Annotated in this window: 27 protein-coding genes; 8 read left to right on the forward strand and 19 right to left on the reverse strand. The window is 40.6% G+C overall.

The genetic code is table 11. The features are described from left to right. Positions 1-26: 26 nt before the first annotated feature. From CE058_RS14015 to CE058_RS14025, 3 genes are read right to left on the reverse strand one after another with little or no spacing between them, the layout of a single operon-like run. Entirely contained in the window at positions 27-668 is a 642-nt protein-coding gene (locus CE058_RS14015; RefSeq protein WP_048011123.1) for a hypothetical protein, read from the reverse strand. A 58-nt stretch (positions 669-726) separates the two neighbouring features. Beyond that, complete coding sequence (locus CE058_RS14020; protein ID WP_048011124.1) at positions 727-1,962, reverse strand: glycosyltransferase family 4 protein; 1,236 nt, start codon at positions 1,960-1,962, stop codon at positions 727-729. Next, positions 1,959-2,588, reverse strand: coding sequence for a DUF4912 domain-containing protein (locus CE058_RS14025; RefSeq protein ID WP_286167991.1), 630 nt, complete (start codon positions 2,586-2,588; stop codon positions 1,959-1,961). The genes CE058_RS14020 and CE058_RS14025 overlap by 4 nt, the downstream gene beginning before the upstream one ends. A gap of 317 nt (positions 2,589-2,905) precedes the next feature. Here CE058_RS14025 and CE058_RS14030 point away from each other — a divergent pair, with 317 nt between their 5' ends. Both CE058_RS14030 and CE058_RS14035 read left to right on the forward strand, forming a co-directional pair. Beyond that, on the forward strand, positions 2,906-3,298 hold the full coding sequence (locus CE058_RS14030) for a hypothetical protein (protein WP_048011125.1): 393 nt from the start codon (positions 2,906-2,908) through the stop codon (positions 3,296-3,298). Further along, a complete protein-coding gene (locus CE058_RS14035) occupies positions 3,291-3,719 on the forward strand; it encodes a hypothetical protein (protein ID WP_286167992.1) in 429 nt (142 codons plus the stop codon). Before CE058_RS14030 ends, CE058_RS14035 begins: the two co-directional genes overlap by 8 nt. A 364-nt stretch (positions 3,720-4,083) precedes the next feature. Here the strand turns inward: CE058_RS14035 and phoU are convergent, their stop codons facing one another. The 10 genes from phoU to CE058_RS14085 form a co-directional block, all read right to left on the reverse strand. Further along, positions 4,084-4,743, reverse strand: coding sequence for a phosphate signaling complex protein PhoU (phoU, locus tag CE058_RS14040; protein WP_048011127.1), 660 nt, complete (start codon positions 4,741-4,743; stop codon positions 4,084-4,086). Positions 4,744-4,800: 57 nt separating this feature from the next. Continuing rightward, on the reverse strand, positions 4,801-5,580 hold the full coding sequence (gene pstB / locus CE058_RS14045; RefSeq protein WP_483297536.1) for a phosphate ABC transporter ATP-binding protein PstB: 780 nt from the start codon (positions 5,578-5,580) through the stop codon (positions 4,801-4,803). 66 nt (positions 5,581-5,646) lie between these two features. Then, the gene (gene pstA, locus CE058_RS14050) at positions 5,647-6,531 is read right to left on the reverse strand and encodes a phosphate ABC transporter permease PstA (RefSeq protein ID WP_048011129.1); all 885 of its coding nucleotides are present in this window, start codon (positions 6,529-6,531) and stop codon (positions 5,647-5,649) included. Beyond that, on the reverse strand, positions 6,531-7,505 hold the full coding sequence (pstC, locus tag CE058_RS14055) for a phosphate ABC transporter permease subunit PstC (RefSeq protein WP_163143436.1): 975 nt from the start codon (positions 7,503-7,505) through the stop codon (positions 6,531-6,533). The genes pstA and pstC overlap by 1 nt, the downstream gene beginning before the upstream one ends. Positions 7,506-7,622: 117 nt before the next feature. After that, complete coding sequence (locus CE058_RS14060; protein WP_163143439.1) at positions 7,623-8,591, reverse strand: PstS family phosphate ABC transporter substrate-binding protein; 969 nt, start codon at positions 8,589-8,591, stop codon at positions 7,623-7,625. 235 nt (positions 8,592-8,826) lie between these two features. Next, on the reverse strand, positions 8,827-11,013 hold the full coding sequence (locus CE058_RS14065; protein ID WP_163143442.1) for a peptidoglycan D,D-transpeptidase FtsI family protein: 2,187 nt from the start codon (positions 11,011-11,013) through the stop codon (positions 8,827-8,829). A 129-nt stretch (positions 11,014-11,142) separates the two neighbouring features. Continuing rightward, the gene (locus CE058_RS14070; protein ID WP_048011133.1) at positions 11,143-12,360 is read right to left on the reverse strand and encodes an MFS transporter; all 1,218 of its coding nucleotides are present in this window, start codon (positions 12,358-12,360) and stop codon (positions 11,143-11,145) included. A gap of 146 nt (positions 12,361-12,506) precedes the next feature. After that, a complete protein-coding gene (locus CE058_RS14075; protein WP_035332705.1) occupies positions 12,507-13,115 on the reverse strand; it encodes a superoxide dismutase in 609 nt (202 codons plus the stop codon). A gap of 483 nt (positions 13,116-13,598) precedes the next feature. After that, positions 13,599-14,081, reverse strand: coding sequence for a DUF456 domain-containing protein (locus CE058_RS14080; RefSeq protein ID WP_163143445.1), 483 nt, complete (start codon positions 14,079-14,081; stop codon positions 13,599-13,601). 61 nt (positions 14,082-14,142) lie between these two features. Continuing rightward, the gene (locus tag CE058_RS14085; protein ID WP_457990187.1) at positions 14,143-15,750 is read right to left on the reverse strand and encodes a Na/Pi cotransporter family protein; all 1,608 of its coding nucleotides are present in this window, start codon (positions 15,748-15,750) and stop codon (positions 14,143-14,145) included. Between the two features lie 266 nt (positions 15,751-16,016). Here CE058_RS14085 and CE058_RS14090 point away from each other — a divergent pair, with 266 nt between their 5' ends. The 3 genes from CE058_RS14090 to ispG all read left to right on the forward strand — a co-directional run bounded on the left by CE058_RS14090 (position 16,017) and on the right by ispG (position 18,494). Further along, positions 16,017-16,787 (forward strand): DUF1189 domain-containing protein, encoded by a 771-nt coding sequence (locus tag CE058_RS14090; RefSeq protein ID WP_163143448.1) that lies wholly within the window; start codon positions 16,017-16,019, stop codon positions 16,785-16,787. Positions 16,788-16,934: 147 nt separating this feature from the next. Next, the gene (locus CE058_RS14095; protein ID WP_163143451.1) at positions 16,935-17,264 is read left to right on the forward strand and encodes a hypothetical protein; all 330 of its coding nucleotides are present in this window, start codon (positions 16,935-16,937) and stop codon (positions 17,262-17,264) included. A gap of 117 nt (positions 17,265-17,381) precedes the next feature. Further along, positions 17,382-18,494, forward strand: coding sequence for a flavodoxin-dependent (E)-4-hydroxy-3-methylbut-2-enyl-diphosphate synthase (ispG, locus tag CE058_RS14100; RefSeq protein WP_174749694.1), 1,113 nt, complete (start codon positions 17,382-17,384; stop codon positions 18,492-18,494). A 76-nt stretch (positions 18,495-18,570) separates the two neighbouring features. Here the strand turns inward: ispG and CE058_RS14105 are convergent, their stop codons facing one another. After that, entirely contained in the window at positions 18,571-19,035 is a 465-nt protein-coding gene (locus tag CE058_RS14105) for a DUF4190 domain-containing protein (protein WP_163143454.1), read from the reverse strand. Between the two features lie 188 nt (positions 19,036-19,223). Here CE058_RS14105 and CE058_RS14110 point away from each other — a divergent pair, with 188 nt between their 5' ends. After that, positions 19,224-19,808 (forward strand): hypothetical protein, encoded by a 585-nt coding sequence (locus CE058_RS14110; RefSeq protein ID WP_163143457.1) that lies wholly within the window; start codon positions 19,224-19,226, stop codon positions 19,806-19,808. Positions 19,809-19,835: 27 nt separating this feature from the next. Here the strand turns inward: CE058_RS14110 and zur are convergent, their stop codons facing one another. The 3 genes from zur to CE058_RS14125 are packed head-to-tail and all read right to left on the reverse strand — an operon-like array spanning position 19,836 to position 21,936. After that, complete coding sequence (gene zur / locus CE058_RS14115) at positions 19,836-20,246, reverse strand: zinc uptake transcriptional repressor Zur (protein ID WP_035332694.1); 411 nt, start codon at positions 20,244-20,246, stop codon at positions 19,836-19,838. Between the two features lie 53 nt (positions 20,247-20,299). Beyond that, entirely contained in the window at positions 20,300-21,142 is an 843-nt protein-coding gene (locus CE058_RS14120) for a metal ABC transporter permease (protein WP_048011140.1), read from the reverse strand. Continuing rightward, complete coding sequence (locus CE058_RS14125) at positions 21,139-21,936, reverse strand: metal ABC transporter ATP-binding protein (RefSeq protein WP_048011141.1); 798 nt, start codon at positions 21,934-21,936, stop codon at positions 21,139-21,141. Before CE058_RS14125 ends, CE058_RS14120 begins: the two co-directional genes overlap by 4 nt. A 152-nt stretch (positions 21,937-22,088) precedes the next feature. Between CE058_RS14125 and CE058_RS14130 the strand changes: the two genes are divergently transcribed. After that, positions 22,089-22,349, forward strand: a complete 261-nt coding sequence (locus CE058_RS14130; RefSeq protein ID WP_048011142.1) for a DUF2624 domain-containing protein — start codon at positions 22,089-22,091, stop codon at positions 22,347-22,349. A gap of 70 nt (positions 22,350-22,419) precedes the next feature. On the opposite strand, the gene CE058_RS14135 is transcribed toward CE058_RS14130, so the two are convergent. After that, positions 22,420-23,313 carry a deoxyribonuclease IV gene (locus CE058_RS14135; RefSeq protein WP_163143460.1) on the reverse strand — a complete coding sequence of 298 codons (894 nt, stop codon included), beginning with the start codon at positions 23,311-23,313 and terminating at the stop codon, positions 22,420-22,422. Between the two features lie 24 nt (positions 23,314-23,337). Beyond that, a complete protein-coding gene (locus CE058_RS14140; protein ID WP_048011144.1) occupies positions 23,338-24,648 on the reverse strand; it encodes a DEAD/DEAH box helicase in 1,311 nt (436 codons plus the stop codon). Between the two features lie 320 nt (positions 24,649-24,968). Here CE058_RS14140 and vrrA point away from each other — a divergent pair, with 320 nt between their 5' ends. Continuing rightward, the gene (gene vrrA / locus CE058_RS14145; RefSeq protein ID WP_163143463.1) at positions 24,969-25,529 is read left to right on the forward strand and encodes a VrrA/YqfQ family protein; all 561 of its coding nucleotides are present in this window, start codon (positions 24,969-24,971) and stop codon (positions 25,527-25,529) included. Positions 25,530-25,584: the final 55 nt, after the last annotated feature.

The following is a 25,584-nucleotide window of genomic DNA, read 5'->3' on the forward strand; positions in this document are numbered from 1 at the left end:
ATAATATCATTTTTTAAATCGAAATGCTAGTACGTTTTTTTAAAAGTATCCTCTTTAACCCTGTCTATCAGCAGGCTGTTATACTGAAGCGTCTCTGATTTGCTGTTTCCGTTGATAATCCATGACTCCCCTTCTGCTGTTCCTCTGCCATTAAATACTGCATTAAGTGCGAAGATGCTTATTGCATTCCCTTGGGCCATAGGGTGGTATTTTAATGTTCCCTTCTTTTTGCAGTTCCATATTTGGTCACTGAAAATGTTCCAGTATGGCTGAATCGTACACTCTTCCATTTTTTTGCCGTTTAGCTGGCCATTGACCAAAAACAGCTTGGAATCAGCCATATGAAAGATGACATTTTCTGCGGGAGAAATGAAAGAAAGGTGTTCACGGGAAGAAAACTCATGTCTGTGCTGCAATAGAAGCTTAATCGTTCTGGGCTCGTCCGCATGGTTCGTAATATAGCATCTAAAATAGGAAATTTTAGAGTGGATTTTTTCTGTTTTAATTTGAACAGAAATATTTTCATCAGGAAACATTTCTTTACTGACATTTTCCATCCAGTAAGTTTTCCCGTCTATCCATAATCCGGGAATCATCCTCAATTTCCCGATCGGCGCTTTCTCCATTTCTTCATAAACATCAGATTGAATCCAATTTAATGTATTCATCTTTATGCACCTTTTTCTATAATTTTTTTAACATCATTTTAATGGCAGGTAAAATATATCACACCAGATCTTCAAGCTTCCGGCTGATCCGGGTTTCTTGAAATACTCTATTTGTTTCATCAGCAATGCGTCTCCAGCTGAATAGGCTTTCTGCGACCTTTTGACCTTGTTTGCCAATTGTATCGGCGGCTTTAGGGTTCTCAAGAAGAGCGGAAGCCTGCTCTGCGAAGCTGTGTGGATCTCCTGGAACCATGAACAGTCCGGAATATTCATGTTTAACAATTCCCTTTAACCCTCCTGTATAGGAAACGATCGCCGGCTTTCCTGTGATCATTGCTTCGAGGGCTACAATGCCAAATGGCTCATAATAACTTGGAAAAGCAGCGATTTCGCACTTCTGAAAGAGAGCTAATCTTTGCATGTCATTTATAAATCCCGGAAAAAGTATGACATCATCAACCTTCAGTTCTCTTGCTTTTTTTCTGTGTGCTTCAAGCATAGGACCTTTGCCGGCAACGATTATATAAGCATCCTGATACTTCTCTTTTATTATAGGCGCTGCCTCAATCAAGGTTTCAAACCCTTTCTCCCTCACCATCCGTCCAATGGAGAATATCAGCCTTCCGCCTTTTTTTACCGGAACCCCTTCCAATAAGCTGTCAGGATCATCAAGAAGTGATTCTTTGCTGATTCCGTTTGCGATAACAGCTATTTTTTCCCTGGCAATTGAAAATTGCTGAAGTACTTCTTCCTTCATATATTCACTGCAGACAATAACCTGATCTGATCCAATGATCAGCTGCTCTTCTTTTGTATGGATAAATTTCTGCAATTCTGTGTAAATCCCATTATTCCTTCCATATTCTGTTGCATGTATAGTTGTAATTAAAGGACAGTGCAAGCTCTCCTTTAAGGACAGGCCGCATGCACCTACAAGCCAGTCATGTGCATGAATGATTTCAAAGTGGTGGAAGGATGACAGTTCAATGGCTTTTTGCTCCATCGCCAAATTCAACCCCAAAATCCAGTGCAGAAAATTAGGATCTTTTTCATTTAGCGGCTTAACCCGGTGGATATAGATACCGTTTATATGTTCATAGCTGGAAAGAGTGCCGGGATTAGCAGTCAGTATATGAACCTCATAATCCTGTTTTAATCCTCCTGCGAGTCCATACACATGCCTTGATAAACCGCCTACTACATGGGGAGGATACTCCCAGGTAAGAAGAAGGATTTTAGGTTTATTATTAATGATACTATTATTAGTTAGTTCTGAAGTTACCGAGTCCATCATTCTTTTCCTTCTCCTTCACTCACTGATTCATAATAGGTGTATGTACTCACATTTACCGTCCATGCAGGCTGAACCTCAGATTCACTTTTTTCTTGGGAAGGTGATTCCTCAGAAGTATATAGTGCTTCTGAACGCAGTAACGGGATGAAATGAGTATCTGTTATTTTAATGCCCAGCTCAACACAATACACTTTGCCGGGTTTGAGCCCTTTAAAGGTCCATTCAGAATGATCGGACAGGATAACTTCATGATCACAGACTGCATTGGCTCCGTCAAAAACAACCCCGGTAACATCATAGATTCTTAAAGATTTTCTCAAGGAGGATACAGGCTTGTCCAAGTATAGTGATAGCATCTTCACCTTCTGAATAGACAATCTCCAGGATACTTTTGCCTTATCATCGCTTGAGCGTGTTAATGTCAAATGATCTTTCGATTGATTTTGCACAATGTTTTCTTCAGATATTAATTTATCCCCTAAAGACTCCCCGCTGTCGCGTTTCCCTTTATTTTGGATAAGTTTGGTCCACTGGTACTGTACCTTTCCTACTGTTGTATCAAGCTTACTGGCGATTTTACGGAATGACAGCCCCCTGCGGCGAAGCTTAATAATTTCATCTATCATGACGGCACCTCTTGCAATTATTTTCATAGAAAAAGGGTTCTATATGACAAAAAGCAAAATTTTATGACTATTTATATAACTCAATGTTATCACTGATATGGATAGCCTACAATGAACGGAAATTGTCGCTTCTTGCGAATGCACATGCCTTCCCGATTTCAAATAGAAAAAACTTTTAAAACGTTTGCTGAGCTTCTGATTCGACAGAGCTTCAGCGACAATTATCTTTAAATTTCACCTGTTTATGGATTATATATCGAAATTTGTCAATTTAGATGGTAAAATATTTCTGTGCAATGAATTAGAGGTGACTTTTATTGGAATCAATCTTACTGTCATTATTGATCTTATCTATAGGGCTATTCATTCTTTCAGTGTTTTTGAGAGATCCTTATAAAGAGCTGCGCGATGAAATGGACCAAATGTCCATGCAGCAAATCCAGGAAATGTATCAAATTAAAAAGAAATTAAAAGTATTGGAAGAAGAACTGCTCGTGGCGGATGAACCCTTTACTCAGCACGTTCCTGCAGAGCCTTCTATTCATTCTGCAGAAAAAAGGGAAGTTCATGAAATAATAAAAAATCAGGTGATTCTGCTTACCAGGCAAGGGCTGTCAGTAGAACAAATTGCAAGACAATCTTCACTCTCTCCTGATGAAGTAAGGACCATCCAAACAGAAATGAAATTTAGGGGCCATAGCCATGAATAAAAGAAATACCAGGGCATTTGCATTTGGCATCCTTATTGCTGTCATAGCCTTTGGCACAGCCTACTTTTTGAATAAACCGGAGCATACTGAAAATAGAACAATCGATGAAAACAGCGCAAAAAACTTCCTGCAGGCACACGGCTACACTGTATTAACAAACGAAGAATATACTCTCCTGCAGCAGAAGGACGCTAAAGACCAAAACGAGAATAAGGAAGTAAAAGAAGAACCTGCTGAGAATAATACGGAGCAGGAAGAAGAGTCTCAGAAAGTCTATCAGCTTACCATTGAGAGCGGGATGACACCCGGGGAAATCGCGTCACTGCTTGAAAAATCGAGTGTAATCGACCAGGCAGCAGACTTCGGCAATTACCTGGAGGAATACGGGTACAGCAAAAAAAATACAGCTGGGCACATTTGAACTGACCCATAATATGAGCTATAAAGAAATTGCTAAAATCATAACAAAAAGCTAAAAGGTTAAGATTCCTTTTAGCTTTTTTTACTGCAGCTCCTTTATGGCAAGGCGCTTCCGCTTTCTTGTCTAGCTCCAGCGCCTACCCCCTCGAGGTCACAAGCCAATCCTCCCAAAAAGGCAAAAAACGCCTTTCCGCAACGCTCGTCTTGTGCTTGAGGCCCGCAGGACAAGGAAGAGTTCGTCAGCATAAACATCGCACGACCAAAAGCGACAGCTTTTGGGAGGATGCGGGTCATGCAGACGTTGCCACAGGACGTGGCGACCTAAGTCTGCGTTCCTCGTGAACAAGGCGCTTCCGCTTTTCTTGTTAATTATTTAAATCATACTGGCGTCCTTTAACCAAATAAAAAATATGCTCTGAAATATTCGTAACATGGTCAGCTGCTCTTTCTAAATAACGGCAAATAAATGAAAGCTGGGTGATCTGCGGAAGGTATTCCGGTTTCTGCAGATTAATTTGCAGCAGCTCTTTAATGGTTTCACCATAGAGGTCATCGACCTGATCATCCATATCGGCAACTTTTTTGGCTTTTGCAGTATCTTCTTCAGTGAAAGCTTCCAGTGATAGACGCAGCATTTCAGTTGAGATTTCATACATTTTCTTTATATGTTCAATCGGCTTAATTAGCGGCTCTGACCCAATCCGTATGGTGGACTTTGCAATATTCACTCCAAAGTCTGCAATTCGTTCAATGTCTGTTGCGATTTTTATAGCCACAATGATGCGGCGGAGGTCAATAGCCACTGGCTGTTGTTTTGCAATTAGCAGAATGGCTAAATCATTTATTTCCTCATACAGAATATCAGCCTGATTGTCGTCATCAATGATTTCAAGTGCCAATTCAATGTTTTGGGTTTCAAGTGCTTCAACTGATCTATGCAGGGCCTCTATTGCAAAATTGCCAATTTCTATAAGCATTTTTTGAAGCTCCTGAAGATCATAGTCAAACCTTTCACGTACTGCCATCAATGTAATCCCCCTTCATCCATATAATAATGCTTGTATTCTTTCATAATCATTCGATTAACCGAATCGTCCGGTGATATAATCTTCAGTCCGCTTATCTGAAGGGGTAGAGAATATCCTATCCGTATCGGCAAACTCGATTACTTCACCGTTTAAGAAGAAAGCTGTTTTATCAGAAATACGGGCTGCCTGCTGCATATTATGAGTAACGATGATAATACTGAATTCTTCCTTAAGCTCCTGCACCAGCTCCTCTACTTTTAGGGTAGAGATAGGGTCAAGTGCAGATGTAGGCTCATCCATTAAGATGACATCCGGTTCAATTGCAAGACAGCGTGCAATGCAAAGTCGCTGCTGCTGCCCGCCTGATAGGCCATACGCATTCTGATTCAGGCGATCTTTAACTTCGTCCCAGATGGCGGCACCCCTCAAACTTTTCTCAACAATCTCATCAAGGATTTTTTTATCGCGGATACCATGAATTTTCGGTCCATATGCTACATTTTCATAAATGGACTTTGGAAATGGATTTGGCTTTTGAAAAACCATCCCCACATTTGTTCTTAAATCCTCCACTTTAAATGATTTATCAAGAATATTTCGCTCCCGGTATAAGATTTCTCCGGAAATTCTTACTGAAGGCACAAGTTCAACCATGCGGTTCAGCGTTTTAATATATGTGGACTTACCGCATCCTGATGGTCCGATAATTGCCGTTACTTCATTTTCATTGATGGCTAAATTTATATTTTTTAAAGCATGGCCTTCACCATACCAAAGGTTAAGATCTTTTGTATTATAAACAACTTTTTTGTTTTCTGCTGAATTTGGAGCTATGCTTTCTTTTTTTACATTTGGATTTGTTTTTTCTGTCACAACAGGCATTTTAGAAAACCTCCCAGGCTAATATCTTTTTTGGAACTTGTTCCGAATTAAGATGGCTATTGAGTTCATCACGAATAAAACAATTAATAATATCACAATTGTTGCAGCTGCCAGGTTTGCATATTCTGCTACTAGAGCAGAGTCGATTGTCCAATAATAAATCTGTACCGGCAAAATCGTAAATTTATCAAAGATTCCATCAGGAACGGGAATTAACAAAGCCGGTATTCCAATAACAACCAATGGCGCTGTTTCGCCTATTGCCCGCGATAATGCAAGAATAACCCCCGTAAGGATTCCAGGTAATGCTGCTGGAAGTACTACATTTTTAATCGTTTGCCACTTTGTTGCTCCCATTCCGTAAGAGGCTTCTCTTAGAAATTGGGGAACAGCACGGATTGCTTCCTGGCTGGCAACTACTACAACAGGAAGAACAAGCAGTGCCATCGTGAGTCCTCCTGCGAGAACTACAGAACCCAAATCTAACGCTCTTGCAAAAACAGTTAATCCAAGGATTCCAAAAACAACTGACGGAACGCCCGCCAGGTTGGAAATGTTCGTCTTAATAAATGAAGAAACGCGGCCCTTGGCTGCATATTCTTCAAGGTAAATTGCTGTGCCTACTCCAAGAATCATCGTTACAGGAGCAACTACAAGCATCAGCCAAAATGTTCCTGTTATGGCTCCCCAGATTCCAGCCCTTTCAGGATCTGTTGATAAGCGATTCATCAGAAAATCCATATTGATCCAGCTTAAACCATCAGCGAGGACCCGATAGATTAATACAATTAATACAACCAGACCGAATAAAGTGGCCAAAAAGAATAGTGTTTTAGCCAGGTTATTGGCAAGCAGGCGGCTGCCCATTTTTTTATGCACTTGTTCTGTATCTACATATTTCATTAATATTCCTCCCTAAACCTGCGAGAGATATACTGAGCAAGAAGGTTCATTATTAACGTAAACACAAACAATGTCATTGCAACAGCGTAAAGGCTATAATATAAGGTTGTTCCTGCGGCTGCTTCCCCGCCTGTTACTTCCACAATATAAGCAGTCATAGTCTGCATGGACTGTGTAACATCAAAAGTGAAATTTTTCGAACTTCCGCTCGCAATGGTGACGATCATCGTTTCCCCGATTGCTCTGGAAATTCCTAATACAAACGAAGCAATGATACCCGAAATTGCTGCTGGTACAACCACTTTCCAGGTTACCTCAAGCTTTGTTGCCCCCAGTGCAAGAGCACCCTCCCTCATCGCATTTGGTACAGAACTCATTGCATCTTCAGAAAGGGAAGCTACCATTGGGATAATCATGATTCCCATTACAATCCCGGGGCTTAATATATTTGTTGGTTCAAGACCAGGAATAAAAGATCTTAATAAAGGTGTTACAAACGTAAAAGCAAAAAATCCATAAACAATGGTAGGAATACCTGCCAGTATTTCAAGAAGAGGCTTTAATGCCTTTCTTGTTTTTTCTGATGCGTATTCACTTAAAAATATGGCTGTCATCAGTCCTACTGGAATCGCAACCAGCATAGCTATTAGTGTCGAAATGATTGTTCCCGTCAGCAAGGGCAGAACACCAAAGACAGCATTTTCACCTAAAGGCTTTAATTGAGTGCCTGTGAAGAAATCTATAAAAGGAACGTCTTTGAAAAAGGCGATTGTTTCCGTAATTAATGTAAGTACAATTCCAATAGTGGTCAATACAGAGATTGCTGCGATACCAAATAAAATTTTAGGAATTAACTTTTCAGTATAATTATTGACACTTCGAGATTTTTTCTTTTGTTGTATGATTTCACGTATATTCAACTTTTTTTCGTTATCGTGAACAGCGCTTTTAGCCAAATGGAAAACCCCTTTCATCCCTCTCATCCATAGAAGAACTTATTAGCTTATAATACCCGCAGAAAAACATTTAACACCACAAGAAGATGAGAAGGCTAACCTCTCATCTTCCCGTATTCAACACTTTTTAGAAACTTACTTCAATCCGTTCAAAGCATCGAGAGAAGCCTGGACATCTTCATCAGATAATGGAGCAAATCCAGTTTCTGCTGCAACATCCTGTGCATTTTCCATTGTATATATAGCATAATCAAGAACTTGCGGCTTTTCTTTCGCCATATTTGTATTCAGGTATGTGAATACCGGGCGAGTAAATGGAGCATAATCTCCGTCTTCTTTGATTGTATCTAATGATGGCTCAACAGGTCCGCTGCCAAAATCAACTTTTACTGCAGACAATTTATCTTTGTTGCTGTCATAGTAACCATAGCCAAAGAATCCGATAGCATTTTTATCTTTAGATACAAGATCCACTAAAGTTGAGTAATCCTGCTGCAGGTTAATATTTTCAGGAAGATCCTGTTCTTCGAGAATATTCTCAAACATAAATTCGTAAGTGCCGTGGTTTTCATTTGGGCCATATGTCTGAATTTCTTCATCTGGGAAATCAGGGCGAACATCTGACCATTTTTTCTTTCCTGCACTTGCAAGGAAGATATCAACAACTTCCTGCTGTGTAAGCTCTTTAGCCCAGTCATTTTCTTTGTTTATTACGATTGTGATACCGTCTAAAGCAACCTTCATTTCCTGTACATCAATTCCAAGCTCTTCTGCTTGTGCCTTTTCTTCATCTTTAATTGATCGGGAAGCATCATTAAAGTCAGTTCCGTCTTCGGCAAGGAATTTCTTAAAGCCAGCTGATGTTCCGGAGCGGCTTACTTCTACAGAGACATTTTCTTGTTCTCCCATATAATTTTCAGCCATGCGTGCCATGAATGGATAAACTGTTCCAGAACCATCTATTACTACACTGCCTTCAAGCTCTTCACTATTTTCGCCATTTCCGCTTGCACCTTCATTTGTATCTCCGCCTCCGCAAGCTGCAGTGAATGCCATTACAGCCGCCAGCATTAGAAGAAGGCTCATTTTTTTAAGACGTTTCATTTCTGAATTCCCCCTAAGAAAATTGGTTGTTTTGTCCTACGAGTATTAGAATAAGGGTTGACTGTTAACGCGGTTTTAACTGATTGTAAAGCTTTTGTAAATATGGACGATTCTTGTGTAAATATGTCGAATATGAGGTATAACATAATTTATATTTCCATCACGGCTATCTTACAATGCATATTTTAAGAAAAAAAACTGTCTCCCAATTAAATAGGGAGACAGTCCAACAAGCTTATTCATTTTCTTCATTTTCTTTGCGGGCATCTTCCTGCCCTTCAATTACTTCATCAATATTTTCCACTTTTTGAACAGACTCTTTGCTGTCGCTGCCTTTCTTGTGACGCTCCTTTTTAAGCTCAAAATAGGCATCCAGAACACGTTCGCCAATTTTTTTATTCGCTCCATGGTCCACGCTTCCCTGGTAGGCCCATGGTACTAAAACAGCCATGGCAATCTCTGGATTCTCTGATGGTGCATAACCAACAAGACTGAGATTCATGACCTCAGGTGGCTCTTTTCCAAATTTGCTGCGCTCGGGTCCATCATAAAAGGCCTCTGCTGTACCTGTTTTACCCGCCGGTTTATACTCTTTGCCGGCAAAATAAGAATAACCTGTACCGCCTTTTTCCTGCATGACTCTGCGGAAGCCTTCCTGAACACGGTCCATCCAGCCATCTTCAAGTTCAACCCTATTAAGAACCTTTGGCTCCATTTCCTGAACAATAGGGCCAAGTTCATTATTTTCCATTAATGGCTCACGGATTTCTTTTACAATATGAGGCTCCATCCTATTGCCGCCATTGGCAATGACAGACACATATTGGGCAAGCTGCATGTTGGAATAGGTGTCGTACTGTCCAATCGAAAGGTCAAGCATGAAACCAGGCAATGCACTCATTCCTTTAAATCCCGTTTGCTCATTTGGCAAATCAATCCCGGTCCGGACGCCAAGACCGAATTGAGCGAAGGATTCCCTTACAGTACTAAACGCTTTTTTATCTATCCATAAAGGCTTCTCGAACTCATATTTCCCCCCGCCTATATTGATGACAGTTTCAAACATATAAACGTTGGAGGAAAATTTAAGAGCATTGATATCATTTAAAGGGCCGAAGTTTCTCCAGGATTTTTTTACCGGTGTTCCTTTGATTTTTAAAGGACGATCATAAAAAACGGTTCCGGGATTAATAGCCCCCGTTTTATAACCGGTAAGTATTGTAGCACCCTTCACAGCTGAACCGACATTATAAGTAGTCGTGATGTTGCCTAATGCATCATCCTGCATTTCGGATTGGCCTGTGTCTTTATCCTTTACAATCTTTTTGCCGGCCATTGAAAGAACTTCTCCGGTATGCGGGTCCATCAGTACCACATAAGCCCTGTCCAGTAATGAAGTTCCGGATGATGCCTTGGCTTTACGCAATTCCTCTTCAATGATTTTCTCAACTTCCTTCTGAAGATCCATATCAATGCTCAGCACAAGGTCCTTGCCTCTTTGACCATCTGTAATGGGAATAGTTTCAAGGACATTCCCGGCTTTGTCCGTAATATTTTTCACTTTTGCCTTTTGCCCGTGGAGTACTTCTTCATATTGCATCTCAATGTAACTTTTTCCTACACGGTCATTACGGCTGTAGTCACGTGCCATATAGTATTCAATCTGTTCAGCCGGAAGACCTTCATCAGAGCTTGTTACTTTTCCAAGCACTGATTTCAAAGTATCTCCAAAGGCATAATATCTTTCCCAGTCGGTTGTTGTATCAACACCTGGTAAAAGCTGAAGATTTTCACTGACAACTGCAAATTCCTCAGGTGTTACTTTTTTATTCTTAACGATTTGGGGTGTTAAAGCATATCCGCTTGTAAATTCTCTGTAGATGGCAAGAACTTCAAGATCGTCTTTTGTCAATTCACTTAATTCCTCTTCTGTAATCCGATCCAAAGTGAGCTGATATAGGGCCTTATCCAGCTCCTTTTCCTTACCCTCATACTTCTTTTCAAGTTCTTCTTTATCTTTTTTAGTAACCTTTTCTTCTGCCTTTTCAGGATTCTTCATGATCCAGTAATCTTTCTTATCGCGTTCCTGAACCTTTTTGGTATCTTTGTCTATCAGCTTGGCCAGCTTTTCTGCCACCTCAAGCATTTCATCCTGCTTGTACCCATTATTAGTATAAGTGATGGCATTTTGCGGGGTATTATCGACAATAACCTGTCCATTTCGGTCAAACATTTTACCTCTTGGCACAGGACTGTTGACTGTAACATCTTCCGTTCTTTCAATCTCACGCTTATAATCATCGCCATAAACAATCTGAACCATCCCAAGCCGGAGGATCAGCATAGAAAACAATAAAAACACAGCAAAGAAGAGCATATTCAGACGGAAAGGAACATGGGTCTTCTTTTTCTTCCTATTCAAATTACGCACACTTCCTTTAAAAAAGTCTCATAATCCCATTCTAAAAGAAAATAACAATAAATTCTATAAAGAACCCTTTTTCGACAAAGATAATTTTATTGGTAAAAAAAAGAGAGAGGATTTCCTCTCTCATGCAGACTGAAATTGAATTTTTCTGACGAAAAAATAAATGACTGAATGTCCGGCTCCTATTATCAGGAGAAGAATAGGGATGCTTTTTTCTTCCTGAAAAAAAGTTACCGCAGCTAAAAAACTTAAAATCGATACTATACGTCCTGCATTTAAAAAGATTTCCCTGACGACAATATATTCAATCCTCATCTCCGCAGCCTTCCACCCTCTGCCAATGACGTCATAGGTTAATGAGATATAAGGCACAAGCAAGAGCGGATACGCTACAGCAATCGCGGCTGCATACATCAGCAGCTTTGGATAGGTGACATCAAATACAATAAAGAATATGGCCGCATATAGTAATAATCCGCCGATCAGTATGGCTCTTTTCCGATACTCTTTTTTCAAGAGTCTTGACACAAGATAATACCCTAAAAAAGATATACTTGAGTTGACCAAACCGTATGTGCCAAGAGCCAATTCACTGCCAGTTGATATAAAGACATAAACTGATATGACAAATATAAAGGTTCCTTCTCTGAGCCCCTGAAAAAAGTGGGCATTTGTAATCATGCGCCAATTCAGGCTGTTTTTTCGTTCTGCAAGAATTCTTTTAAATAAATACCTTCCATCTGCCGGCCGCCTTTTAAGAAAGAAGCTTAAAAAGACAGCTATTGAGAAAAGAGTCAGGGAAATTCCGAAGATAACGGAATAGCCGGTGAACTTTTCCATCCTTGAAATAATGAAACCCGCTGCAATCGGGCCAATCATACCCCCAACGGATGTTAGTATTCCAAGGAAGCCATTAAAGAAATCCCGATTCTCCGGCTCAGTTATTTCAAAAGTGAGTACATTGAAAGCAAGCCAGTAGAACCCATACCCTACCCCCAGCAGAGCCCCAAGAAGCAATAAGAAGTTCGAGGCGTTTGTTCCAATAAACAGTACGGTCAGATAAAAAAGGGCTAAAAAAATCACACCGATTCTCAGTACTATGACACGGTCAATCTTCTTCGCCCATCTCCCCGCCAGAATAAAAGTCAAAGGCTGCAGAACAACAATGGCCAGGTTATACAAAGCCAGATCACTGAACTCACCAGACTGCTTCCAGAGATAGATATTTACAAACGTGTTTGAAAGGGCAGCACTTAAAGAATACAGCCCGCCAATAAATAATAGCAATGTTAAATCTTTTGTTAAATCGACATCACCGATCAGTTTTTTAAATCTGCTCATAAAAAAACTCCCCTTTGGTTCTAAGGGTAGTCTCCTACAAAGCCACTGCGGTTATGCAATGATTTAGAAATTTGCACAAGAACCGCCGCAAATTCAATGTAAAAAGAAAAACACGGCAGATATAATCTGCCGTGCTGTTTGATTTATTATTTTGCAGCGCTGTAACGCTTAGAAACCTCATCCCAGTTAACAACATTCCAGAAAGAATTGATGTATTCAGGACGGCGGTTTTGGTATTTTAAGTAGTAAGCATGCTCCCAAACGTCAAGGCCAAGGATTGGAGTCTTGCCTTCCATTAATGGTGAATCCTGATTAGGTGTGCTTGTTACTTCAAGTTCACCATTGTTTACTGCAAGCCATGCCCAGCCTGAACCAAAGCGAGTTGTAGCCGCCTTAGCGAACTCTTCTTTGAAGCTGTCATAGCTTCCGAATTTGCTGCTGATGGCATCTGCTAATTCACCTGTTGGCTCTCCGCCGCCATTAGGAGAAATGATCTGCCAGAAAAGAGAATGGTTTGCATGACCGCCGCCGTTGTTGCGTACAGCAGTACGGGCAGCTTCAGGAACAGCATCCAGGTTGGATACCACTTCTTCAACAGTTTTAGAAAGAAGCTCTTCGTTCCCTTCTAACGCATTGTTAAGGTTTGTTACATAAGTATTGTGATGCTTTGTATGGTGGATATTCATCGTTTCTTTGTCGATGTTTGGTTCCAATGCATCGTAAGCGTAAGGTAATTGCGGTAATTCGAATGCCATAATAAAATTCCTCCCTATGTATATGATTTGGTCAGCCCCCGAAACAATTCAATCATTTATAAAATTCAGATTTTATAATGTTTCTAAGGTCTTTAGATTAAGATTACCAAAGTTGGATTTTTGTTTCAAACAAAATGCTTTGCTACATATATACATTATCCAATTTAGTATTTTTTAATCCCAACGAGCTTGCTAATTTAAGTCTCTTTTCGTATAAATAGTTGTTTGCGCCAACAATGTTATCTGTTGATTTCCGCTCCAGGCTGCTCAGCGAACCGCTGGGCGTGCGGTGAGCCTCCCCGACACTTCGCGTCTGCGGGGTCTCACCTGTCCCGCTACGCCCGCACGACATTGAATAAGCCCCTTGAGTAAACACCACACGAAGAAAATGCGAATGCATTTTCGAGGATATCGCACCTTCCGCTGCAATCAGCTCAGTAAATAAAATATAAAAAGCATCAAACCTTGCGAAAACAGCCTTATTTATAGAACCACAAAAAGAAAATAAATAATCATAACTCCCTGGATTACCGCTTTGGCTGCTGCGCTGCTGACAAATCCGATTACAGATCCGAATCCAATCTTTAAAGCATCATTAAAGTTTGTCCTGTTAACTGCGAGTTCAGCAATAACCGCTCCAAGAAATGGCCCAATCAGGATTCCCAGTACAGGAATGACAAATGGGCCAGCTAAAAGGCCGATTGTACTTCCCCATACACCAGCTTTTGAACCGCCATATTTTTTCACGCCCATCATATTGGCTACGTAATCAGCTCCAAACAGCAGGAGAACAAACAGCCCCTGAATCGTCCAAAATAGCCAGTTAAACGGATCAAAAGAAAAAAGAACTCCATAAAGGATAAAACCGCCCAGCAAAAACAGCACACTTGGTATAATTGGAAAAACCAAACCGGCAAAAGCGATAATAATCAACAGAATAATCAGTGTCCAATAAACTATCTCCACTATCAGCACCTCTTCATTAAAATAAAATAAGCAAGGGATTATCCCCTGCTTATTTTACCACTTATTCTTCGCCTAAAACAGCTTCAGCAATATTCACAGCGTGATCACCGATACGCTCCAGGTTGCTGACAATGTCGACATACACAATGCCGGCCTGTCCAGTGCAGAGGCCTTCATTCAATCGAAGAATGTGCTGTTTGCGGAGCTTTCTTTCCATCTTGTCAATCTCTTCTTCTTTTTTTACAACATGCTCTGCAGCAATTTTATCATTATGATCCAGTGCCTGCATAGCTTCTTTGACGGTGGAAATAGTTAATTTGAACATTTGCTCCAGATCTGCCATGGCTGAATCAGTAATGGACACTTTATTTGCCTGTTTATAATCAATCAGTTCTATTACATTTTCGAAATGATCACCGATACGCTCAATATCTCTTACCGTATCCATCAGCATTGTGTGCTCAGCAGATTCATTTGCAGAAAGTGAGCTTGTAGAAAGCTTAATTAAATAATCTGTAATTTTACGGTCAAGGTTATTAATTGCATCTTCTAACTGGTATGCAGTATCGGAATGTTTTTGATTGCCTGTTTTTAAATACTGAACCGTTTCTTCAAGTCCGCGTACAGAGAACGTTCCCATACGGAGCACTTCTTCCTTAGCTTGTCCAAGTGCAATCGATGGTGATTGTTCAATAAACATAGGATCCAAATGCTTTGCTTTATAATCAGCAACCGCATCTTCACCCGGAATGAGCTTAGTCACGATCCATGCCAGTACAGCTACAAATGGAAGCTGAAGAAGTGTATTAGACGCATTAAAAATTCCATGTGCAAAGGCAATTGTCATTTCAGGATTCAGATCCATTTTACCCTGCAGTGTTTCAACTAAGAATGTAAAAGGTTTTAGTAAGATCAAGAAAATGGTTGTACCGATTAAGTTAAACAGTACGTGTACAGCTGCAGCTCTTCTTGCAGCAACAGACGCTCCAATAGCTGCTAAAACGGCTGTAATGGTTGTACCAATATTATCTCCAAACAGAACCGGCAGTGCGGCATCCAGATTGATCAGTTCTTCAGAAAACAAGCCCTGGAGAATACCGATTGTTGCACTCGAGCTCTGAACGATTACAGTAAATACTGTCCCTACAACAACACCCAGAATCGGGTTTGAACTCATGCTGACGGTCAAGTCATGAAAAGCTTCCAATGAATGAAGAGGCTTCATTCCTCCGCTCATTAATTCCAGTCCGTAGAATAACGCACCAAAACCAAAGACGATTTGACCAAAGTTATTGACTTTTTTATTTTTAAAGAAAAACAATAGGATTGAGCCTAAAGCAATGATCGGCAGAGCATACTCACCGATATCAATCCCAATGATGAATGCAGTAACAGTAGTTCCTATATTAGCCCCCATAATTACACCTATCGCCTGGCGCAAAGTCATGAACCCGGCTGATACTAAACCAACTGTAATTACAGTAGTTGCAGAGCTGCTTTGTATAAGGATGGTGACAAGTACACCCGCCAATACCCCCATTAGCGGATTTGTCGTAAAACGATCTAATAAATCTCTCAGCCGGTCACCAGCTGATTTTTGGAGCCCGTCACCCATGAACTTGATTCCGTAAAGGAAAATACCAAGTCCCCCCAAAAATTCAAAAAGCATTTGCTGAACATTTAGTTCCACAATTTTCAACCCCTATAATTTATTCGACATGATTCATCAAACCCCATACAATTATTAATGTTATTCAAGATAAAAGTAAATATAATCAGAGCCAAATTTACAATACCTTAACATTGACCCCTAATGTTACAGTTTCATTACAAAAACAGAAGAAGTATTGCTTTAATACCAAAAGAGTATTTCCCTTGTAACTCCTAGGAATTTGGCTAAAATAAGAATGTGAATCTCAAAAAGGGTGTGTGCAAATGAATATTTTTGTTCAGTTTTATAAAAGTTTGTTTTCTCCTAAAGATATTGCTTTATTCAGGCATCAGGGAATAGGCAAGACTATTTTGTATGTGTTTTTCCTTACCCTGCTGTCAGTATTGCCAACCGCATTTTATTCAGGGGCAGGAATCATGAATGGCTTCAATGCTATTGATGAAACCATTGATAATCAATTACCCAATTTTGAAATAAAAAATGGACAGCTTTACACAGATGAAAAAGCACCAGTTACCATCAGCAAGGATGACTTTACAATCATTGTTGATTCGACTGGTGCAGTTGACCCTTCAGTTCTAACCGAAAGCGGCAATACGATTGCTTTATTGACAAATGAAGTCTACATACGTGCAGAAGGACAGGAACAGACATATCCATACTCGATGCTGTCGGGCGGCACAATTTCCAAAAGTGATCTTTCCGAGTTCCTTGTTTCTGCAGAATCCCTTATGCCGATTATTATTCCCTTAATAGGGATTCTCATTTATATCTTTGCAGCGGGCATTCGATTTATTGAGATATCCATGTTAGCACTGGCAGGCCTTCTAATCAAAAAAGCACTTGCCAAAAAACTGGAATACCGCCAGTTATGGCGCATGTCTGCCTACAGCATTACTTTGCCGGCCATTTTCTTTGCTATCATGTCAGCCCTGCAAACCACCGTGCAAAACGGGGCAATTATTAACTGGCTTGTTTCCCTTATTATTCTTCTGCTGGCCATTAGGGAAGTTCCCGCTCATAACCCAAAATAAAACGTGCACCCGCGCGTTTTTTATTTTGCATTAAAATAATTCTCTTGTGTCTGCAGAATAATAAAAAGAGATCTTTTGTTGGTCTAAGCACGATAGGACAAGCATACATATTGGGTAAACATGCTATTTGCAGGAGGTTTGTCCAATATGAAGAAACTCGCGGGAGTATTGCTTTCAGCCCTTGTAATTTACGTAATTTTTTATGACCTGAATCATGGTACACTCCCAGCTGGGCATAACCCGTCTATGGAGGCCAGCACAATTCCATCTGCAGAAACAGACGCAGGCTTTTTTGAGAAAAAGGTCAATCCGGGAGAGACAGTTCTTTCAATAATTGAACTAAACCTTGATGGGCCAATTCCGGTTGGCATAGACCAGGTGGTATCTGACTTCTCGGAATTGAACAATGGATTGCAGCCTGAAGAAATTAAATCCGGTGAAACCTATAAATTCCCAAAATATAGTCAGGACAACTAATCATCATTCTTGTCAACATCAGCGGTTCATTGATACAATAGAGTGGACCTTCTCTAACAGCGCACTATTCAGCTGTTATATGAATAGATAAAAAGGAGCGAATCTCCATTGAGTGAAATTATACATCGCACGAAAACAAGGCCTGTAAAAGTTGGGCCTTTAACAATTGGCGGAAGCAATGAGCTGTTCATCCAGAGCATGACCACAACAAAAACACATGATGTTGAAGCAACTGTAGCCGAAATTAAAAGGCTGGAAGAAGCAGGCTGTCAGATCGTACGTGTTGCTTGCCCAGATGAAAGAGCTGCAAATGCCATAGCAGATATTAAAAGACAAATTAACATACCTCTTGTTGTTGATATCCACTTCGATTACAAGCTGGCTCTTAAGGCTATCGAGGGCGGAGCAGATAAAATCCGCATTAATCCCGGAAATATCGGTAAACGAGAAAAAGTGGAAGCAGTCGTCAAGGCTGCCAAAGCAAAAGGAATACCTATCCGGATTGGGGTAAATGCAGGTTCTCTTGAGAAAAGAATCCTCGAGAAATACGGATACCCTACAGCAGATGGCATGGTTGAAAGCGCCCTGCATCATATCAAAATCTTAGAAGACCTTGATTTCCATGACATCATCGTTTCTATGAAGGCTTCCGATGTGAACTTGGCCATTGAAGCATATGAGAAAGCTTCACAAGCTTTTGACTACCCTCTTCATTTAGGTATAACAGAATCAGGTACACTTTTTGCCGGTACTGTGAAAAGCGCTGCTGGACTCGGGGCAATATTAAGCAAAGGCATTGGAAACACATTAAGAATTTCATTGAGTGCAGACCCGGTTGAAGAAGTCAAGGTTGCCCGCGAACTTCTTAAAGTGTTTGGCTTATCCTCCAATGCTGCCACGCTGATCTCCTGTCCAACATGCGGACGGATTGAGATTGACTTAATCAGTATTGCTAATGAAGTGGAAGAATATATTCAAAAAATTAAAGCGCCCATTAAGGTTGCTGTATTGGGCTGTGCGGTTAACGGACCTGGTGAAGCCAGGGAAGCTGATATCGGCATTGCCGGCGCCCGCGGAGAAGGTCTTCTGTTCCGCAAAGGCCAGATTGTAAGGAAGGTTCCAGAAGAAACGATGGTCGAGGAACTTAAGATTGAAATCGACAAAATCGCTGAAGAATATTTTGCAAAACAGGAAGAAGAAAAAGCACAGTCAGAAAGCCTGCAGCCATAGAAAGAACCGCACGATAAATTAAACAGAAAAGCCTGGCACCAAATTATATTTGGAAGCCAGGCTTTTTTCTTATTTTCTAAAAAAACGGCAGTATAAACATACCGACAATAATGGAAATCGCTCCTATGGCAATCGCCCAGCCTCCAAGGCTTTCTGAACCTCTTCTTCTTGCGATAAAACCTAGGACAATTCCTGTTGCTCCAAAAAGAACCGGCAGTACAAACAAAGATAAAATGGAAAGTGCCAGGGCTGCATAACCAACTCCTCTGCCGGCTGCAGCGGTTTCATTCTCTTCATCCCTGTCCAATGATCTATTGTAGACTCCTGGCGCTGCTATTTCTGCTGAGGTCTCCTCAGAATAATTGGCCTGAACTGCTTCTTCTTCGATTTCCTCATCCCGATCAAGCGACCTGTCATAGACACCCGGCGCCGCTATTTCTGCAGCAGCTTCTTCTGAATAATCTGCTGCATCTGCTTCACCAATTCGTTCACTGTATCGAAGGTCATATTCTTCATTGGTGCGATCTTGGTCTGCCATCATGATCCCTCTCTTTCTTTGCGGTGTTCCTAAAGCGTATTGTTTGCTTAATGGAGCATTTATAGTGTTTGCGATAAAAGACTTTTTTAAGATGTTAATGTTTAACTGTGAAATCTGGCCTGCAGCACTCTTTTGCAAGGCCACGACTTTTGTTAAGATAAGGGATATATGCATTAAAGGAGATTATTAAAATGAAGAAGCGCTTTGGCATCGATATAGACGGAACGGTTACCAGCCCTGAAGCCATGGTTCCGTATTTAAATGAAGCATTTAATTTGAATATTACTTTAAATGATATTAAGCAATACGATTTAACACCTTTAGTGACGATCTCAGAAGAACAATTTGCACATTGGTTTTATGAAAATGAGCCCATTATCTACAAAGAATCCCCCCTGGCAAAAGGCGCAAAGGAAGTTCTGACCAAATGGAAACGGGAGCATGAATTGTATTTTATAAGTGCCAGGGGTTCTCACCTGCAGCAAGTCACAGAGGAATGGTTTTTAGAGAACGCTTTGGAGTTTGATCATATCGAACTGATCGGAAACCATGATAAAATCGAAGCTGCCAAAAAGTATGAGGTGGATATCTTTTTGGAAGACAAGCATGATAATGCGGTCATGATTCATGAGGCTTGCGAAATTCCTGTCATTTTATTCGATACACCCTATAATCAGGATCCCCTTCCCAATGGCGTCATAAGAGTCCGAAACTGGAAGGAAGCCAATGCATGGGCAGAAGATTGGCTTCAGCAAAAAAGAAGCATGGAAAAATAGCTCCATGCTTCTTTGTTTGTTCCAGTATTAAAAACACTCCGGGCATTTACCATATATTTCAAACTTATGTCCTGAAACATCATAGCCCTTTAGATTTTCCTGCACCTGTTTCATAGGACAGACTTCAATTTCTTTCGTCTTTCCGCAATCCAGGCATATAAAATGATGATGATGATGATCATGAGAGCACGTAAAGCGGAAGTGTTTTTCGCCTGACAGCTCAGTCATTTCAAAAATACCCAGTTCTACGAATAACGATAAATTTCTGTAAATGGTATCAAAACTAAGTCCAGGGTAATTATCTTTCATTTTTTCCAGAACATCTTTAGCCGTTATATATTTATCACTGTCGGCAAACAGCTGAAGCATTTCTTCCCTTTTCCCCGTATGCTTATAGCCTTTATCCTTTAAAAGCTGCATGGCTTCATCAACATTCATTCTTTCCACCTCTTTTTTGCTTTTAAATCATCTGGGATAGAAGTCACATATATTTATGCCGGCCTCATGCCCGCAAGTTTTTTCAGCAATATTGTTGCAATCAGTATTAATACAGCAATCATAACGATTGTTCCGCCCGGCGCCAAATCAATATAGTAGGAAATAGTCAATCCGCCCAGAACTGATATTTCACCAAAAAGCATGGACAGGAAAATGGTCTGCTTGAATCCTTTTGCAATTCTGATGCTCGCAGCAACCGGCAATGTCATAAGGGAGGAAACTAATAAAATACCCACTATTCTCATGGAAGCAGCTATAACCAGGGCCACCATCACAATAAATATGAAGTGGACACTTTTGGCAGCTATTCCGGATGCCTTGGCATGCTCTTCATCAAATGACAGCAAAAACAATTCTTTATAGAGCAAGACCACAAGTGCAATGACAAGCACGCTGATAATCAAAATAGTCCATAAATCAAGCCGGCTGACTGCACTGACGCTGCCAAAGAGATAACTGAATAAATCTGTATTGAATCCGTCAGCCAGTGAAATGAATATGACTCCAAGCCCAATGCCGCCAGATAATATAATGGGAATAGCCAGCTCCTGATAGTGCTTATAAACAGCTCTCAACTTTTCAATAAACAACGACCCGGCTACTGAAAAAGCCATCCCCATATACAAAGGGTTCAACCCGCTCAGACCGATAAATTTCTTTTCGAGCAGCAGGCTTGCAGCGATGCCTGCAAGTGTGACATGGCTTAAAGCATCGGCAATTAAAGATAGCCTTCTGACAACAATAAACACACCCAGAAGAGGAGCAATGATCCCGATGATCATTCCAGTTAAAAAAGCATTTTGTAAAAATTCATATTGAAGGATTCCCGAAATCATCTGCCTGCTCCTTTATCGTGGTGGTAGTGATCATGGTGATCATGGTTATGTGTCAGGACATGTACATCATGTCCGTAGATTTCCGACATTTCATTTATATTCAAGCTTTCAAATTCTGCTGTATTTCCATGGAAATGCAAATTTTTATTCAGGCATGCCACATGAGTGACTTTATCAGAAATTGTCCCAATATCATGCGTAACAAGCAATAAAGTAATGCCCAGCTCCTTATTTAAATCATCCAGCATTTCATAAAAGGACTGAACATTTTTCACATCCACACCTACTGTAGGTTCATCCAATATTAATAATTTCGGGTCGCTTACCAATGCCCGGGCGATGAAGACCCGCTGCTGCTGCCCGCCTGAAAGCTCGCCAATATTACGTCCTGCATACTCATGCATGCCAACAGATTCAATTGCACGCATAACTTTTGCCTGATCGGCCTTGCCCATAAATTTAAAAAGCCCCAGCTTCTTTGTAAGGCCGCTTGAAACGACTTCAAAGACTGTTGCCGGGAATCCTGTATTAAATGAATTTGCCTTTTGAGAAACAAATCCAATATTCTGCCAATCCTTAAATCGGCTGATTTCCTGGCCGAACAGTTTGACGCTCCCCTTCTGCACTTTAAGCAAATTCAGAATAAGCTTTAAAAGGGTTGATTTACCCGACCCATTGGGACCTACAATTCCGAGGAAATCTCCTGAATTAATGGTCAGATTGATATCCTCAAGAACATTCTCTTTCTCATATCTATAAGATACATGAGCTATTTCAATTATTGGCTGTTCCATTTTTATCACCTAAAATATTAAGAATCATTACGATTTACTAACACAGTATACAGGAACCTGCATTTAAAGTAAAGGTACATGCTTTTATCATAAATCTTAAAACTTATTGTCACTATTCACATTCTTCACTCATACAGTACTGAGGAGGAGTGATGAAAGTGAAAATATTCGAAAACATCATTAATCATAAATTAAGCAATATAACCGCAGATGAATTATTAAAATATGGGGAGCAGTTCAACATCCAGATAACAAAAGCGCAGGCCCAAAAAATTGCAGATCATTTGAGAGGCAAACAGGTAAACATCTTTGATGACCGGGAAAGGACAAAAATCATAAAGGAAATTGCCAGGATTGCCGGCCCGGAAACTGCAAGGGAAGTAAACAGGCTTTTTTTGCAATTTACAAAATAGAACTTAGTTTATGATACTTAATTTCTCATGCAAAAAAGCTGTGCAGTCCAGGCACAGCTTTTTACTATGTTTATACAGCCGTAATAGCTTCTAATAAGCTTTCATTGAATTCCTGGCTGCGCAGCATATCAATTTCATGTTTATAAGGGGCTTTTTTATTATTTTTATCTTCGCCAACATAAGGAGTCTCCAGAATTTTAGGGATATCCTTTAATTGAGGATGATGGACAATATAATTTAACGCGCTGAAGCCGATGTGGCCGAAGCCGATATTTGCATGACGGTCTTTACGCATTCCGCGCTCATTCTTGCTGTCATTGATATGGAGAACTTTCAGGCGGTCAAGTCCAATAACTTTATCGAATTCTTCCAATACCCCGTCAAAATCATTCACAATGTCATATCCTGCATCATGTGTATGGCAAGTATCAAAGCATACAGATAAGTGGTTGTTATAATTGACTCCCTCTATAATCATAGCCAGCTCTTCAAAGGACCTTCCACACTCCGATCCTTTTCCCGCCATGGTCTCAAGTGCTATCTGCACATTTTCTTCGCCGTTTAAGACTTCATTTAAGCCTTCTACGATCTTTTTGATGCCGGCCTCTGTTCCTGCCCCAACATGGGCGCCGGGATGGAGAACGATCTGCTTAGCTCCAATCGCTTCGGTGCGGTCGATTTCAGATCGAAGAAAATTAACGCCTAATTCAAATGTTGATGGGTTTGAAGTATTCCCGATATTGATAATGTAAGGAGCATGTACAACAATATCAGCAATCCCGTTCTCTGCCATATGCTTCAGCCCGGCATCAATGTTCAGATCTTCGATTTTTTTTCTTCTTGTGTTTTGCGGAGCTCCTGTATAGATCATAAATGTATTGGAGCCATATGAAACAGCTTCTTCACTTGCTGCTAGAAGCATTTTTTTCCCGCTCATGGAAACATGTGATCCAATTTTCAGCATGACAATACCTCTCCCTTTATTTCTTTATTTACGCTTGATTCTTCTTTCGCGTTTTTTTATTTTGTCCATTTCCCATTTCATTTTCTTTTTGTAGCCTGGTTTTACTTTTTTCGGCTTTTTCACCAATGAAGCGGCTTTTTTATCAATGTCATCTGTTTGTTTCTGTCTTGTTTTCCGCTTGTTGCGATTTTCCAGGTCTGTCCATTCACCTTTTTGCAGATCTTTGTGCCTGAATTCGATTCCCATTTTTTCAAGTCTGTTTAATGCATCCTCATCGGAAATCTCATACACTGTTACAGCAATTCCTGAGAAACCTGCACGCGCTGTACGCCCAACCCGATGTATATAAAAATCAAGATCAGTTGGAAGCTCATAGTTGATTACATGGCTGATTCCCTGTATATCAATGCCCCGGGCAGCCAGGTCTGTAGCCACAATATATTGAAACTCAAGGTCGAGAATCTGCTTCATCATTTTCTTTCTTTCACGCGGGTTAAGGTCCCCGTGGATACGTCCGACTTTCAGGCCTTTGCTGATTAATCCGTCTGCCACTTCATCTGCTTTTTTCTTGGTGTTGGTGAAAACAATGGCTAAGTAAGGATTTAAGGAAGTCAGTGCCTGATAGACCAGCTCCACTTTATTACGGTGTTTGGATGGAAGAAGCCAGTGCTCAATATTGGCTGCTGCGGCCTGCTTAGGCTCCACGTGAACATATTTAGGATTTTCCATGTATTTTTTCAGGAAAGGCTTCAGCTTCTCTGGAATGGTAGCTGAGAACACCAGCATCTGGAGCTTCTCCGGCATCCTTGCTGCAATCTGATCAACATCTTCAATGAATCCCATATCGAGCATTAAATCTGCTTCATCCACAATAAGGATTTCGGCAGTATGCACAAATAATGCCTGTTCTTTTACAAGATCATTGATCCTTCCCGGTGTGCCTACAACCACATGAGGCTGTTTTTTAAGCTTTTCAATGGTTCTCTGCTTGTCCGTACCGCCAATATAGCAGCGTGCAGTTATTTCTTCTCCCTCCGGGCAATGCTCTGTAACCTTAAGAATTTCATGATATATCTGATTGGCAAGCTCTCTGGTTGGAGCTGTTATAATAGCCTGAACCTCCTGACGGGAAGGATCAACCTTATGAAGGATAGGCAGCACATATGAGTGCGTTTTTCCTGTTCCTGTCTGTGATTGCCCTATTGCGCTTTCACCCTTCAGCACGGCAGGGATCATTCTTTCCTGAATTTCTGTCGGCTCAAAAAAGCCAAAATCTTTAACCGCTTCTATAATAAATGGCTTTAAATTAAATCGGTCAAATTTCGTTTCGTTCATATAAAAAACTCCTCAATTATTCAGATTTGCCTTGGTTCAGGCTTCATCCGAAACATATATTAGTGAGTAAGATCTACTAGTATCAACTGACAACTTGCTGGTTCCGAGCTTTTCTTACATCCTGTTATTATAATAAAGTTTCCTGCAAATAACCACTCAAACAGGCATTTATATTTTTATGATGAGCTTTTTAGGTGATTTTAATAAATAAATTGGTTTCTTCTGCATAATGCCTAAACCAAAATGGGATAAACGCATACTTTATAATATGAATTTTTATTTAAGAAGAAGAACTATGCAGCGAAAGGAGGCCAATTAATATGATGCCAGGATCAAGACCCCCTATGCGCGGAAGGATGCATCCCCATCCTTTTATGACCCCGATGCAGGGTAGACCTCCCATGGGGCCAATGATGGGCGGTCCTCCGGGAATGAAACGCGGAGGAGGATTGCTCTCCAAAATATTAGGAAAAGGAAATGCCCAGCCTGGAGCAGGAATGGGAGCTGCAAGAGCTGCAGGGGGCTCGCAGGCAGGCGGTGGCATCCTTCAGTCAATAAGCAACCCATCTTCCATAAACGGTTTTTTAACCAACACTCAAAAGGTCTTAAATACAGCACAGCAGATCGGACCTATGGTTCAGCAGTATGGACCGCTGGTCAGGAATCTTCCTGCCATGTGGAAGCTTTATAGAGGCATAAAGGATGCACCTGAAGCTGATGAGACAGCTTCAGAAGCTAAAGCGGAATCCCCTCAGGCAAATACAGAAAAAAAGAAACAGAATTCAAGGCCAAAAAACATCAATAAGGAGCATGAGATGGAACAGCCCGCTGCCAAGCGATCATCAGCAGAAGGTATTTCCAAACCCAAATTATATATTTAAAGAAAAGGATGCCGGGGCATTCTTTTTTCTTTTTCTTTAAGAAAAATTACTCCTT

The organism is Bacillus sp. 22-7, from assembly GCF_010628845.1.
Taxonomy (GTDB): Bacteria; Bacillota; Bacilli; order Bacillales; family Cytobacillaceae; genus Cytobacillus; species Cytobacillus firmus_B.